The following is a 14,469-nucleotide window of genomic DNA, read 5'->3' as shown; positions in this document are numbered from 1 at the left end:
TTTTTAGAGCTACTTTTCAATACTTCCAGTCACTCCTGAAATATATCCACAAGAATTGGCTTCATCAAAGTCTATATGCATGCTCAGTCTAAAGCTGTCCCTTACTCTTATCAAAACATCATCAAATATTAACGGTCTGTCGCTGTGAATTTTTACTTTTACAGTTTCACCGTCTTTTACAGAAAATCTTTCTGCATCTTCTCTTGTCATATGAATATGTCTTTTGGCAACAATAACACCTTTATCCAGATGCACATATTTATCTCCTACACCTAGTAATATTCCGGGTGTTCCTTCGATTTTTCCACTTTCTCTTATTACTCCCTTGACTCCAATTTCACGGCAGTCAGTAAGTGATAATTCCACTTGAGAAAAATTTCTGCATGGTCCTAATATTGCAACATTGGAAAATTCGCCTTTTGGTCCGATTACCCTAACTCTTTCCTTAGCTGCAAATTGTCCTGGCTGTGACAAATCCTTTACAGGAGTCAATTCATAACCTTCTCCAAAAAGTGCTTCTACGTGTTCCTTTGTAAGATGTACATGTCGTCCCGAAGCCTCAACCATAAAGGTATCATCTTTTTCTGTACCCATTATTTCCTGTAATTTTTCTCTTATTATTCTCTCCAATTCATTTCTATCCATAATATCTCCCAATTCGGAGCTTATGATTTATAATCTCCGTTATTCGCTTTTAACATCATCAAGTACAATATACTGCTCAGACGGTTTAGTGCCTTTAGCATGTCTACTCTTTCCGTCTTCCCTTCCTTATAAAAAGCATCTACTGCAGCAACTTCACACTCTCTTGACAAAGCTCTAAGACAATTTATATCAATGACTGCTTCATCAAAGTCAGCATTTATTTCAAAGAGATGTCCTGTTTTGTAATATTTAATTGTATTATGAGTTATATCTTTTAATGTATCAATGTCATATCCAAGAACATCTCTTTCCTGAAACGGTGTATCGGTCATCTCACTTATAAACAAGTCTCTTACAAATCTGTATGCCTGTGCAAAGTCACTTTCTAATTTTTTATTCTTTTCATATTTTTTCCAGTATCTTATTACCTCAGCCTGCAAAATATCAAACTTACCTCGCAAAACAATTCTCTTATGATTTTTTACAACAAGTTCATTTCCAAACAGTTGAGTCATAAATTCAGGCTTTTTATCATAAGTTGCTCCTGTAATATAGTCTTTATACTGTCTTTTGGGAGAGGCTTTTTCTTCGGAAGTATTTGCTTGAGAGTCTTTAACTCTGTTTGCATTGGCTGATTCGTTATTCACAACTTGATCCTGTGATTTTTTTATTCTAAAATCAATTTTTTTTACATTTAAAAACTCTCTTGCTGACGGTGTAAGGATGTCTTTTTCAGTTATTCGTACTTTTTCAAGCTGCCCTTCCTTATCTAATTTTCTAAGCATTCCTTCTGTTATAACAGGCATTTTTTATCACACCCTATCTATTTTTTATAATTCCGTCCAATACTTTTCTTATGATATCTTCAATTTCATTTTCGTTCACTCGTGAATTATCAACTGAACATGTATTTACACATGAACCTTCTTCTTTCAATTCTTCCAGTTCCTTTGTACCATAAGCTACTCTTCTAATATTTATAAGGTTTAATGGTCCTATATTGTCAGAAGTTGCACTTCCTCCAACTGTTCCACATCCTAATGTGAATGCAGGTATAAGGTTAGTTGTTGCTCCAACTCCTCCAAGTGCCGCAGGTGTATTTACAAGTAATCTTGAAACTGGTTTTTTCAATGAAAATTCTCTTACGATATTTTCATTATTTGTGTGCATTGACATTGTATGTCCAATTCCTTCATTTTCAAGAATTTCTATACATTTTTCACATGCTTTTTCCCAAGTTTCTTCTGTATAAAATCCTAATACAGGACATAATTTTTCTCTTGAATATGGATTTAAATGAGAAACTTCTGTTTCTTCAGAAACAAGTACTTTTGTAGTTGTAGGAACTGTTATTCCTGCCATTGCAGCTATATATAAAGCTGTTTTCCCAACTATTTTTGGATTCATTGTGTTGTTTGCACGCATAAGGATGCTTCCAACTTTATTTCTTTCATCTTTGTTAAGGAAGTATGCTCCTTGTCTTTTTAGTTCATCTACTACTTGATTTTTAATTACTTCTTCTGTAACTATTGATTGTTCTGAAGCACAAATTACTCCATTATCAAAAGTTTTACTGTCGATAATTCTTTTAACGGCTTTTCTTATATCAGCACTTCTTTCAATAAACGCAGGTCCATTTCCAGGTCCTACTCCTATTGCAGGTGTTCCTGAACTGTAAGCAGCTTTTACCATCGCTTCTCCACCTGTTGCAAGAATTAATGAAGTCTTTTTATGTTTCATAAGTTCTTGCGTAGCTTGTAACGTAGGGGTTTTTATAACTCCAATCAAGCCTTTTGGAGCTCCTTTTCTTTCCGCAGCTCTTATTAAGTATTCCGCAGTCTTAATTATACAGTCCTTTGCATTTGGGTGAGGGCTTACAATTACTGCGTTTCCTGCCTTTAATGCTATCATTATTTTATAAATTGTTGACGAAGTAGGATTTGTTGATGGAATCAAGGCTGCAATTATACCCATTGGAACTCCTATTTCAGTTATCCCTTTTTCCTTGTCATCAAGAATTATTCCTTTTGTCTTCTGATCTTTTATAGTTTCATATACTCCTACTGAAGCAAGTCTATTTTTTAAAACTTTATCTTCCCAACGTCCAAATCCTGTTTCTTCATTAGCAAGTTTTGCTAGCTCAACTTCATGTTTTTGGGCTTCTTCACAGATTTCCCTTACTATTTCATCAATTTGAGCTTGCGAAAACTGACTATATTCTTCAAACGCTTTACTTGCGCTATTTAATAAATCTCTTACTTCTTGTATTGATTGTAAATCTTTGTCCATAGTTTGTCCTTTCTATAAATAATCACTGTTGTCTGATTACTTTAAGTTCTCTTATTCACCCTCAACTATTCTTGCTTTTGGCAATATAGCCTCAATTTCAGTATGAGGACGTGGAATTACATGAATTGAAATTAATTCTCCAACTCTTTCTGCTGCTGCAGCTCCTGCATCTGTCGCAGCCTTAACAGCTCCTACATCTCCTCTTACCAATACTGTTACTAATCCTCCACCTACGTGTTCTTTTCCAATCAATGTAACATTTGCAGCTTTTACCATTGCATCTGCAGCTTCTACTGCCGCTACCAATCCTTTAGTTTCAATCATTCCTAATGCATTTAATGTTGCCATCTCTATTCCTCCTGATTATTTTTTATCAAAATTTCTATCAATTTTTTCTTTGGCATTGTCTTTATCTGATTCCAAGTATAGCCAAGTTTAAGACTATTTACTTTTGTCTTTAAATCTGCCACCTTCATGTCCTGATAATGTTTTTTTGCCTTTTTTATTTCTTCTTTTGTTTCTTCATCTTTTTTTTTTAAAGTTTCTATTACTGAAACTTCTTCATTTTCCTGAATAATATCGTTTTGTTGTTCTGCTTCTTCATTTTCTGTTATTTCCTGAATTACTTCTTCTGGTTTTTCTTCTGTTTCAATTTTTTCTGTAATATCTTCAGATTGCTCTTCAGTCACTTGATTTTCATTTTGAATATCTGAATTTTCATCTACTGCCTGCTCAACCACTTCTTCTGGAACTGTTTCAACTTCGATTTTTTCATTTTCATTGTCTAATTCTTCAATAATTTTTTGATTATCTTGCACAGTGTCAGTTTTTTCATCAGATTTTTTTCCAATATCACTTATCAGAATTTTCTTTGTTTCAGAAGCCACTCTTGCAATAACGTTACTGCTCAGGAAATTTCCAAGCCTTTTGGCACTTTCACTTGCGGCATCCACAGCGGCATTTACAGCAGCTACATCTCCCATGACCTCAATAGTTACAATTCCACCTTTTACATAATAGCAGTTTGTAAGTGTTACATTTGCTGCCTTCAAGGCGGCATCTGCAGCTTCTATTGCCGTTACAAGCCCCCGCGTTTCCACATATCCGTATGAATCCATCTATCTATCACCTTCTTGTCTACTCGGAAGCATCTTCCAAATATTTTACAAGCTCCTCAATTCCTTCGTTTTCATAAGAACTTACAACAAAAACTTGTTCAGCTCCTGCATTTTCCAATATTTCACAAGCCTTTTTCACATCTCCGCCCAAATCAGATTTAGTTACAATTCCAATTACAGGCTTTGTAAAAGCTGTCGAAAATCCTGGCGGAAACACATTATGCTCTTCGTTACACGCTTGTACCATCCCGATAACATCACAATCATACGAGCTTACAATCAGCGCTTTGTAAAGCATTCTATTTTCCATATATTCGCCTGGAGTGTCAAGTATGTCGTTAGAATACGTTAACATCTGTGTTTTTTCATATTTTATATCCAGTCCATGTATTCTCTGAGTTAATGTTGTTTTACCGCACATGGATTTCCCTATTAAAAGTATTCTTTTCAATTTTATGACCTCGTTATTTGAGTTATGCTAAATTTTAATATATTTGCAAAGTAGGAAACTACCTCATTTACAGCAGCATCTACGCTACCTACATCTCCGCTTATTACAACGGATCCTGTAAATCTGTCAACAAATCCTATTTCAACTCCAGCACTTTTCGTAGCTAGATCTGCGGCAATTATTGCTGCTTCTCCTGGAGTTATTGTCAAAATTCCGATAGCATTTACCTTGTTTTCATGAAGTCCTATTTTTTTTGATAAATCTCTTTGGGGATTTGCAATTATATGAGCCAATGTTAGTTGCCTACCAGGCACATATTCCTGTATCATTCTCTGTTTTTTTTCTTCTTCCATTTAACAAATCCTTTCTAAAACTTATTTTATCTAGGCAAAATAGTTTCTACTTCCGCATGTGGACGTGGAATTACATGAATTGAAATCAATTCTCCAACTCTTTCTGCAGCAGCAGCTCCTGCATCTGTCGCAGCCTTAACAGCTCCCACATCTCCTCTTACAAGAACTGTTACTAATCCTCCACCTACATGTTCTTTACCAATTAATGTTACGTTTGCCGCTTTTACCATTGCATCCGCAGCTTCTATCGCAGCCACTAATCCTTTTGTTTCTATCATTCCTAGTGCGTTTAATGTTGCCATAGTTATTACCTCCTAAATTTTTTTATAAATAGTTTTATTTTTTTATAAAATTATTTATACTATTCTCTTCCTTTTGGCAAAATAGTTTCCACTTCGATATGTGGACGTGGAATTACATGAATTGAAATCAATTCTCCAACTCTCTCTGCAGCAGCAGCTCCTGCATCTGTCGCAGCCTTAACAGCTCCTACATCTCCTCTTACAAGAACTGTCACTAATCCTCCACCTACATGCTCTTTACCGATCAATGTAACATTTGCTGCTTTTACCATTGCATCTGCAGCTTCTATTGCAGCTACTAATCCTTTTGTTTCTATCATTCCTAATGCATTTAATGTTGCCATATCTTTCCTCCTAAAATTATTTTTTATTTGACAAATAATTTAATTTTGATTTCACCTCCTTACTCTAAAATTATATAATAAATTATTAAATTAGCAAAAATAAAAAAGGAACTAAAAAATCAAATAATTTTTCAAGCTCCTTTGCTCCAAAATATTATTGTACTCCATATTTTAATTTATAATTGCAATTTTGTTATTGTTACTATTTTGTTTATATTACTTCGTTGTAATATAAGCTCTATATTGAGTATACTATGATTTTTCATTTTGTCAATACTTTATAACAAAAAAAAATTTAAAATTATATTTAAGTTTATATAATTAGATTTAAAAACGGCGTATAATGCAAGGTAAAAGCATTGTAAAAAAGTTACAAAAAAAGACATAACGTTGATTTTTAATCAATAATTATGTCTTTTTTGCATTCCATTTAAAGCCAATAACAACTCGTATTATTTTAATGTTTTTTGCTCAAACTTTTTACCACCATAATAAACCATATATTTTTTATCTTGTAATGCTCCTGGATTTACAAATATTATTCCACCTTTTTCTGCCATAAATTCTTTATGTGTATGTCCAAAAACGCAAATCTCAGCTTTTTCTAAATGAGCTTTTTTTTCTAATTCTTCAAGTGTCGTTTTTACACTGTATAGATGTCCGTGTGTTAATAGCACCTTTTTTCCCATCAAATCAAATATTTTAGTTTCTCTAGACTCATAATCATCCATATCAGTATTACCTTTTACAATGGCAAAAAGTACATCTCTGTAGACCAACGACATATCAATTGCATCTGTACTGTGATCTCCTCCAAAAATTACAATTTCTGGTTGCTCCAGATCGATTACTTGTTGAAAATAATCAAGCCTTCCGTGACTATCGGAACAAATCAATACTTTCATTAAATCTCCTCTCTCCATATTCCTTTTTTGTTTATTTCTCCATTGAAAAAAACTTTTACATACTTAATTTTAAAATCAAACTTCGATAAACATACTCTAAAACGATAATATAAATATTTTAACATTACATTTTTGTCCTAAAATTTATTCATCTTTAGTCCAATTTGAAGGAGTTTTTAGTATACAAATTTAGCAAAATATCCTAAACTCCAAATATTTTTAGTAATTAATTTATTATTTATTATAACACACTTTTTAATTTATTCCTAATTTTCTATATTATATATAAGAAACAACATTTACGTTAATGCCAGTTCTATTATAATCCAAAAGATTTTATAAAGTATATTATTTTTATTATAATTTTCTTTATTTTTAAGAATTTCTAAAAAATCTGAATTATAATTACTACATAAAAATACTATTTTACCTTTTATTTAGGCGTGTTCTGCTTGTGAAATATAGCACTATTAATTATATTAATTTTATAACTATTTTAAATTACAACTTATTTTGTTCTAAAAATGAAATGATTATAGAAAATTTTTTGTTTAAAAAAAATAATATACTCAAATATTTTTTTATATGATTTTTTATCCCAAAATTTTTAACCAATATAGCTTTTTATATATTGTAACTATATTTTTATAATTAAAAAATAAGTTATGATGTTTTTGGTATAGTTTTTTTAAAAAAAATTGCAAAAACAAATACTTTACAAAGAAAATCGCAAAAATATATTAGTATAACTAATATATATTTACTCAAACAGAAATTATATTTAAAATTTATAAAAACTGTTTGAGTGATATAATCATAACTTTGAGTTTGGGTCTAAAATGGTTTTACTATACTATAAAAATCGGCTTTTGAAGATTTTCTAGTATTCTAACTCCTAGCTTACCAGTAATTCTTTCCACCATTACTGTGTATCTCAAATCCCCCATTAAGACTAGGTCATAATTTTGAGCTTCATTCATAATTGTCTTGAATGTATCTCCTTTTTTGTGAATAAGGTTGTAATTGTCCCCAAAACGTTCAGCTAGGCTATTTTCATCTTCTTCCTCCACATTTACACGTAATACATCCACTTTTTGTTCTCCAAATATATGGAAGAAAGTAAATAATGTTTTATTTGCATTATAAGCTCCATCATCAAGCAGCATTAAATTGTCCAATTTGAAATCTTCCACATTTGGTAAAATAATTAGTGGTTTGAAAATACTTCTTAAAATTTCCTTTAGCACTGAAGTTACTTTTTCATTTTTTACAAGAACGAGCAAATCATATTTTTTTAACTCTTCCAGTACAATTTCAGATGTCTCACCATCTTTTGTATAAAAATTTGAAATATCAGAAGTCATTTTTTCTTTTAATTTTTTTACAGTTTTTTCCTCAAGTTCCCTGTATTCCTTAAAAGCGTAATTTGCTCCAATATTTAGTCCCATTCCTTCTATGCTAACAGGAAATACCTCATATTTCAGGACATCCTTAATGTAAATAACATCAACATCAGCGTTATATTTTTGCTTGAAAACTTTTGCAAAATTAATCAATGGCTGTATTTCGTTTTCCGCCGTAACTAAAAATAATGCTTTTTTTTGTAACATTTTAACCACTTCCTTCTATATGATAATTTTTTGTTTATCCTATTTATTGTTTATCTTCACTCAATTCAGGCTCTTCTGTAATTTTTACCACTGAAGCAATTTTTTCATTATTTCTAACTTTCATTATTCGTACACCAGATGCCGAACGCCCTATTACTGACACATTATTAACGCTCGTTCTAATTAATGTTCCTTCTGACGTAATAAGCATAATTTCATCATTTTCTGTGACAATTTTTACATCTACGATTTTCCCAGTTTTATCATTAAGTTTTGCATTGATAATTCCTTTTCCTCCTCTAGATGTAAGTCTGTATTCTGATAACTTGGTACGTTTTCCATATCCTTCCTCAGTAATTGTAAGAATTCTAATTTCATCATTATTCATTTCTGAATTAATAATTGCGGCTCCTACAATTTTGTCCTTATCTCTAAGAGTTATGCCTTTTACTCCAGCCGCTCCAGTTCCCATGCTTCTTACATCTTTTTCAGAGAATCTAATCGCAATACCGTTTCTTGTAGCGGCAAATACTTCATCCTCGCCAGTTCCGCTTGTAAGCCCAATATACATAACTTCATCATCATCATTTAACTTAATTGCACGTTTTCCAGCTTTTTTAATGTTGTCAAACAATGTAAGTTCAGATTTTTTAACAACTCCGTTTCGTGTTACAAAGAATAAGTTTTTATTTTTTTCAAATTCCCGAACTCTTATTATTGTGCTGACTTTTTCATCAGTATCTAGATTTATAATGTTTCCAATCAGTTTTCCACGTGCCTGTTTTCCAGTTTCAGGAATTTCGTACACTTTTATGCTGAATACTTTTCCTTTCGTTGTGAAAATAAGCAATGTATCAAGAGTTTTTGCTATGTACATATCTTTTACAACATCATCTTCTATTGTATTTGTAGCATTTACTCCGATTCCGCCACGTTTTTGTGAACGGTAAGTGTCGATTGCTACACGTTTTACATAACCTTTTTCTGTAAGTGTTACAACAACTTCTTCGTCCTTAATTAAGTCTTCTATGCTAATTTCGGCTCTTGCATTTCTGATTTCAGTTCTACGTTCATCACCAAAATCTTCTTTTAATTTAAGTGCCTCCTCTTTAATTATACCATATATTTTTGAATCATCAGATAAAATTCCAGTTAATTCTTCAATTAATAGCATAAGTTCGTTATATTCCTGATTAATTTTATCTCTTTCAAGTCCAGTAAGCCTTTGCAATCTCATATCCAGAATAGCTTTTGCCTGAATTTCTGAGAATCCAAATTTTGCAATTAATTCAGTCCGTGCAACATTTGCATCCTTTGAAGCACGTATAATTCTAATTACTTCCTCAATGTTATCAAGCGCAATTTTGAATCCTTCTAAAATATGAGCTCTATTTTTAGCCTTTTTCAACTCAAATTCAGTTCTTCTTGTAATTACTTCAAACCTATGTTCCAGATATTTCTGAAGAACCTGCTTTAAATTCAACACTCTTGGTGCATTATCCACAAGTGCAAGCATAATTACACCAAATGTATTTTGTAAATCAGTAAATTTATAAAGGCTGTTCAGAATTAATTCACTTTCCTCACCTTTTTTCAGTTCGATTACAATTCTGATACCATCCCTGTCAGTTTCATCCCGCAAGTCAGATATTCCAGTAATTTTCTTCTGTCTTACCAAATCAGCAATTTTTTCAATAAGTCTGGCTTTATTTACCTGATATGGCAATTCTGTAACAATAATCGACTCTTTTCCAGTTTTTGAAGTTTCAACTTCCACACGCCCTGCAACTCTTAGCTTTCCACGTCCAGTTCTATACGCATCATAAATTCCCTGTTTTCCGTTAATTATACCTCCAGTTGGAAAATCTGGACCTTTTATATACGTAATCAGTTCATCAATTGAAATTTCAGGATTATCAATCAATGCAATAATTCCATCAACTACTTCTCCTAAATTATGTGGAGGAATATTTGTAGCCATTCCAACTGCAATTCCATTTGCCCCATTTAGCAGCAAATTAGGAAGTTTAGCAGGCAGTACAACTGGCTCATCCAAACTTTCATCAAAGTTCTTTCTGTAATCAATCGTATCTTTTCCAATATCCGCAAGCAGCTCTTCAGTAATTTTAGCCATTCTAGCTTCTGTATACCGCATTGCCGCCGCTTCATCACCATCAATCGAACCGAAGTTCCCATGTCCGTCGATAAGTTCATATCTCATATTAAAGTCCTGTGCCATTCTAACCATTGCACCATAAACTGAAGAATCTCCGTGTGGATGGTATTTCCCCAGTACATCCCCGACAATCCTTGCTGATTTTTTAAACGGAGTCTTATGGCTCATTCCCATTTCACTCATGGAAAACAAAATTCTTCTATGCACAGGCTTTAATCCATCACGCACATCAGGCAACGCACGGCTAACAATTACACTCATTGAATAATCCAAATAAGCCGCCTTTATCTCATCTTCAATATAAACATTAGATTCATTTGATAAATCCGTAGCCTTAGGCAATCCTTCCACAATGATTTCCCTATCATCGTTCTCATCCATTTCCGTTATCTCTTCTTCTCTTTCATCGTCATCTCTAAAATCGTCTGACATCCTGCACCTCTTTTCTTCTCTTTCTTTACAACAAGTGAACTATTTTGAAATGTTCTATTAAGCTATTTCCTAAATTTTTATTACAAGTTATCTTAATTAGTAATTGTTTTTCCTTTTTTATATTAACTCTTTTAACATACCTATTTATAATTAAACTAAAAATGTCGTGATTTTTTTGGAATGAAATTGACTGTTTGAGCTTTTTCATTTTCTTTAAATTGTGATTAATTTAAAGAGTTGATAATAACTTTTGTTAAAAAGCGAGTTTCAATTTTATTTCAAAAAAATGCTTAGACAAGCTGGGATTGCAAAGGGGATGGTGATTGTTCCCCTTTGCTTTTAAAAAAAGAAAAAACATAAATATCATAGAAAAATATCTATTAATAAAAATAACTTTTCACAATTTTAATCAAAAATTATATATCCAAATTCCTTACGTAATTTGCATTATCCTCGATAAACTTTCTTCTCGGCTCAACTTTATCCCCCATCAGAATATTAAACATCTTATCGGCATAGGAAGCGTCTTCCATTGATACTTTTAACAATGTTCTTACTTCTGGATCAAGAGTTGTTTCCCAAAGTTGTTCTGGGTTCATTTCTCCTAGCCCTTTGTAACGCTGGATTGTATATTTTCGTCCTTCTCCTTCTAGCACTCTTGTCACTTGTTTCATCTGATCGTCTGAATAGGCGTATCTGATTGCTTTTCCAGCCTGAATTTTATATAAAGGCGGCTGTGCGATATAGATGTAGCCTTCGTTAATTAATTCTCTCAGATGTCTATAGAAGAATGTCAGCATTAATGTTCTGATGTGAGCTCCATCAACATCGGCATCTGTCATAATTACGATTTTATGGTATCTTAATTTTTTCAAATCCATTTCTTCGCCAAATCCAGCTCCAAAGGCTGTAATCATTGCTCTAATTTCTGCATTTTCAAGAGCCTTGTGCACTCCTGATTTTTCTACATTCAAGATTTTTCCACGAAGAGGCAATATTGCCTGAAATCTTCTATCTCTTCCTTGTTTTGCAGAACCTCCTGCTGAGTTTCCTTCGACTATGAAAATTTCTGATTCAGCTGGATCTTTTGAAGAGCAGTCTGCCAACTTTCCAGGCAATGATCCTACTTCCAATGTATTTTTTCTAAGTACAAGTTCTCTCGCTTTTTTCGCGGCTTCTCTTGCCCTTTTTGACATTGCCATTTTCTCAATAACTCTTTCAGCATCTTTGGGATGATCTTCTAAATAAAATTTCAGGTTGTTTCCAACAATATTTGAGACAATTCCTGTAACTTCACTATTTCCAAGTTTTGTTTTTGTCTGCCCTTCAAATTGAGGCTCAGGTATCTTTACACTTATTACACAGACAAGCCCTTCTCTTACATCCGTTCCTTGAAACGTACCATTTTTATCTTTGATTAAGTTCATCTGTTTTGCAATATCATTAATTGTTCTTGTAAGTGCAGTTCTAAATCCGCTAACATGAGTTCCACCTTCGTGAGTATTTATATTATTTACAAATGAATAAACTGTTTCTCTTTGTGAAGTTGTGTAATTCATCGCAATTTCCACTTCCACAAATTTTGCACCTCGCTGTTTTATCACCGTATTTCCGTTTTCGTCCTCAGCTTCCACTTCCTTAGCTTCCTCAATTTGCATCGTATCAGCCATATAAATTACATCATCAATTATTTTTTCCTCATCTATAATTTCATTTAAAAAATCCTTTATTCCACCCTCAAATAAAAATTCCTCAGCTTTTACATTTTCAGCATTTCTTTCATCAGCCAGTTCAATTTTTAAGCCTTTATTCAAGTATGCCAATTCTTTTAGACGTGATTCCAATACAGAATAATCGTAAACTGTTGTTTCAAATATTTCGTCATCAGCTTTAAATCTTACTACAGTTCCATGTGCACCATCGTCTGCCACGCCAATTTCCTCCACAGGCGAAGTTGGCACACCACGTTCATAAGTTTGCCTAAAAATTTTCCCATCACGTGTTACAGTTGCCTCAAGCCATTCTGACAAAGCATTTACAACAGATACCCCAACTCCGTGAAGTCCACCCGACACCTTATAATTGTCATTGTCAAATTTTCCTCCAGCGTGAAGTACAGTAAGTACAACTTCTAAAGTTGATTTTCCAGTTTTGTGCATTCCCACGGGGATTCCACGTCCGTTGTCAGATACTTCGATAATATTCCCTTCAAGTATCTTTACAGTAATTTTATCGCAAATTCCAGCAAGTGCCTCATCCACACTGTTATCTACAATTTCCCATACTAGATGGTGAAGCCCACGTGCTGAAGTTGATCCAATATACATTCCTGGACGTTTTCTAACTGCTTCCAGCCCTTCCAGAACCGTAATCGCCTCTGCTCCATAATTATTATCCATTATTTATTTCCTCCATTTTATCCAAAACTTTTCATATTTTTTATAAAATATGATAAAATCTATTTTCCAACACAAAAATTCCCAAATACATGATCTAAAATATCCTCAGACGATATTTCCCCAGTAATTTCCGAAAGCGAGTCTAACGCTTCTTTCAAATCCACAGAAATCAAGTCCATCGGAAGTCCCATATCTATTGTTTCAAAAATATTTCTTATTGCGTCTTTTGTTTTTTCAAGTGCTGTTTTATGCCGAATATTTGTAATTATTAGTTTTTCTGATGAGTTTTCCACATCTTCTTCCATAATGTATGAATAGATTTTTTCCTGCATATCTTCAATTCCAATATTGTCTTTTGCAGAAATTTCAACAATATTTTCCAAGTTATGCCCTTCAAGATTAATTTTTTTATTTAAATCAATCTTATTCAATAATACTATAACTTTCTTTTTATTTTCTTTTATCTGATTTATAACTTCTATATCCTCATTTTCCAGTTCTTTTGAGGCATCCAGTACAAGAAGCACCAAATCAGCCTTTTCAATAAACTGTTTAGACTTTTCCACACCAATATTTTCCACAATGTCATCAGTTTTTCTAATTCCTGCTGTATCCACCAGAACCAATGGAATTCCTTTTATATTGATTATTTCCTCAATAACATCTCTTGTAGTTCCAGCAATATGCGTTACAATAGCACGTTCTTCACGAAGCAAAGCATTTAGCAATGTAGATTTTCCGACATTTGGTTTTCCCACAATAACTGTCTTTATTCCCTCTTTTATTTTTTTTCCTGTGTCATACGAGTCAATTAACTGATTTGCTTCTTCATATACTTTTTCCAGATTATCTCTAAGTTCTACCGGTAACGGATCGTCAATTCCTTCTTCAGGATAATCCAGCACCACATTTACATGTGCTGTAATATCTAGCAATGCCTTTTTAAATTCATTTACTTTGTCACGCAAGTCCCCTCTTAACTGATCAAGCGACAGTGATACGCTCTTTTCTGTTTTTCCCTGAATAATATCCATAACCGCCTCAGCCTGCGATAAGTCTATACGTCCATTCATAAATGCTCGCTTCGTAAATTCTCCACTTTCAGCATGTCTTGCTCCATTTCTTAGCACAAGTTCAAGCACTTTTTCTGAAACAAGCGTTCCGCCGTGGCAATTTATTTCCACAATATCTTCACAAGTATAGCTTTTTGGAGCTTTTAGCCTTACAGCCATTACTTCATCTACTATTTTTTCTCCATCCTTGATAAATCCGTAATTTAATTTATAAAAACCCAAATCAGCATTTGGGTTTTTTTTAATAAATATTTTGTCCAGTATTTCAAATGATTTATCGCCGGATATTCTTATTATGGCAATCCCGCCTTCACCTTTTGGAGTGGAAATCGCCGCAATTGTATCAAACAACATTTTATCCCTCTATTTTCT

The 14,469-nt window shown here is 33.0% G+C and carries 14 protein-coding genes; all 14 read right to left on the bottom strand.

The window, feature by feature from the left end:
- Window positions 1-9: 9 nt before the first annotated feature.
- Entirely contained in the window at window positions 10-645 is a 636-nt protein-coding gene (gene eutD, locus ACZ5B9_RS00535; RefSeq protein WP_464422924.1) for an ethanolamine utilization phosphate acetyltransferase EutD, read from the bottom strand.
- Window positions 646-665: 20 nt separating this feature from the next.
- Window positions 666-1,451, bottom strand: a complete 786-nt coding sequence (locus ACZ5B9_RS00530; RefSeq protein WP_464422923.1) for a cobalamin adenosyltransferase — start codon at window positions 1,449-1,451, stop codon at window positions 666-668.
- A 13-nt stretch (window positions 1,452-1,464) separates the two neighbouring features.
- The gene (locus ACZ5B9_RS00525; protein WP_464422922.1) at window positions 1,465-2,934 is read right to left on the bottom strand and encodes an acetaldehyde dehydrogenase (acetylating); all 1,470 of its coding nucleotides are present in this window, start codon (window positions 2,932-2,934) and stop codon (window positions 1,465-1,467) included.
- A gap of 51 nt (window positions 2,935-2,985) precedes the next feature.
- Complete coding sequence (locus ACZ5B9_RS00520) at window positions 2,986-3,282, bottom strand: BMC domain-containing protein (RefSeq protein ID WP_006805312.1); 297 nt, start codon at window positions 3,280-3,282, stop codon at window positions 2,986-2,988.
- Between the two features lie 2 nt (window positions 3,283-3,284).
- The gene (locus ACZ5B9_RS00515) at window positions 3,285-4,052 is read right to left on the bottom strand and encodes a BMC domain-containing protein (RefSeq protein WP_464422921.1); all 768 of its coding nucleotides are present in this window, start codon (window positions 4,050-4,052) and stop codon (window positions 3,285-3,287) included.
- Between the two features lie 19 nt (window positions 4,053-4,071).
- Window positions 4,072-4,503: a EutP/PduV family microcompartment system protein gene (locus tag ACZ5B9_RS00510; protein ID WP_464422920.1), complete on the bottom strand. Its 432-nt coding sequence runs from the start codon at window positions 4,501-4,503 to the stop codon at window positions 4,072-4,074.
- A gap of 2 nt (window positions 4,504-4,505) precedes the next feature.
- Window positions 4,506-4,856 carry an ethanolamine utilization microcompartment protein EutS gene (eutS, locus tag ACZ5B9_RS00505; RefSeq protein WP_021768725.1) on the bottom strand — a complete coding sequence of 117 codons (351 nt, stop codon included), beginning with the start codon at window positions 4,854-4,856 and terminating at the stop codon, window positions 4,506-4,508.
- Between the two features lie 26 nt (window positions 4,857-4,882).
- Entirely contained in the window at window positions 4,883-5,158 is a 276-nt protein-coding gene (locus ACZ5B9_RS00500; protein WP_006805317.1) for a BMC domain-containing protein, read from the bottom strand.
- 59 nt (window positions 5,159-5,217) lie between these two features.
- Window positions 5,218-5,502 carry a BMC domain-containing protein gene (locus tag ACZ5B9_RS00495; RefSeq protein ID WP_006805318.1) on the bottom strand — a complete coding sequence of 95 codons (285 nt, stop codon included), beginning with the start codon at window positions 5,500-5,502 and terminating at the stop codon, window positions 5,218-5,220.
- A 452-nt stretch (window positions 5,503-5,954) separates the two neighbouring features.
- Window positions 5,955-6,407 carry a YfcE family phosphodiesterase gene (locus ACZ5B9_RS00490; RefSeq protein WP_464422919.1) on the bottom strand — a complete coding sequence of 151 codons (453 nt, stop codon included), beginning with the start codon at window positions 6,405-6,407 and terminating at the stop codon, window positions 5,955-5,957.
- Window positions 6,408-7,255: 848 nt separating this feature from the next.
- Window positions 7,256-8,017, bottom strand: coding sequence for a GntR family transcriptional regulator (locus tag ACZ5B9_RS00485; protein ID WP_314294644.1), 762 nt, complete (start codon window positions 8,015-8,017; stop codon window positions 7,256-7,258).
- Between the two features lie 43 nt (window positions 8,018-8,060).
- A complete protein-coding gene (gyrA, locus tag ACZ5B9_RS00480) occupies window positions 8,061-10,625 on the bottom strand; it encodes a DNA gyrase subunit A (protein WP_464422918.1) in 2,565 nt (854 codons plus the stop codon).
- Between the two features lie 416 nt (window positions 10,626-11,041).
- A complete protein-coding gene (gyrB, locus tag ACZ5B9_RS00475; protein WP_464422917.1) occupies window positions 11,042-13,024 on the bottom strand; it encodes a DNA topoisomerase (ATP-hydrolyzing) subunit B in 1,983 nt (660 codons plus the stop codon).
- Between the two features lie 59 nt (window positions 13,025-13,083).
- Window positions 13,084-14,451, bottom strand: coding sequence for a tRNA uridine-5-carboxymethylaminomethyl(34) synthesis GTPase MnmE (mnmE, locus tag ACZ5B9_RS00470; protein ID WP_464422916.1), 1,368 nt, complete (start codon window positions 14,449-14,451; stop codon window positions 13,084-13,086).
- Window positions 14,452-14,469: the final 18 nt, after the last annotated feature.

The organism is Leptotrichia sp. SK-5 (genome assembly GCF_055387215.1).
The sequence above is the reverse complement of the archived record's forward strand: the minus strand, read 5'-3'. Positions and strand labels throughout refer to the sequence as shown.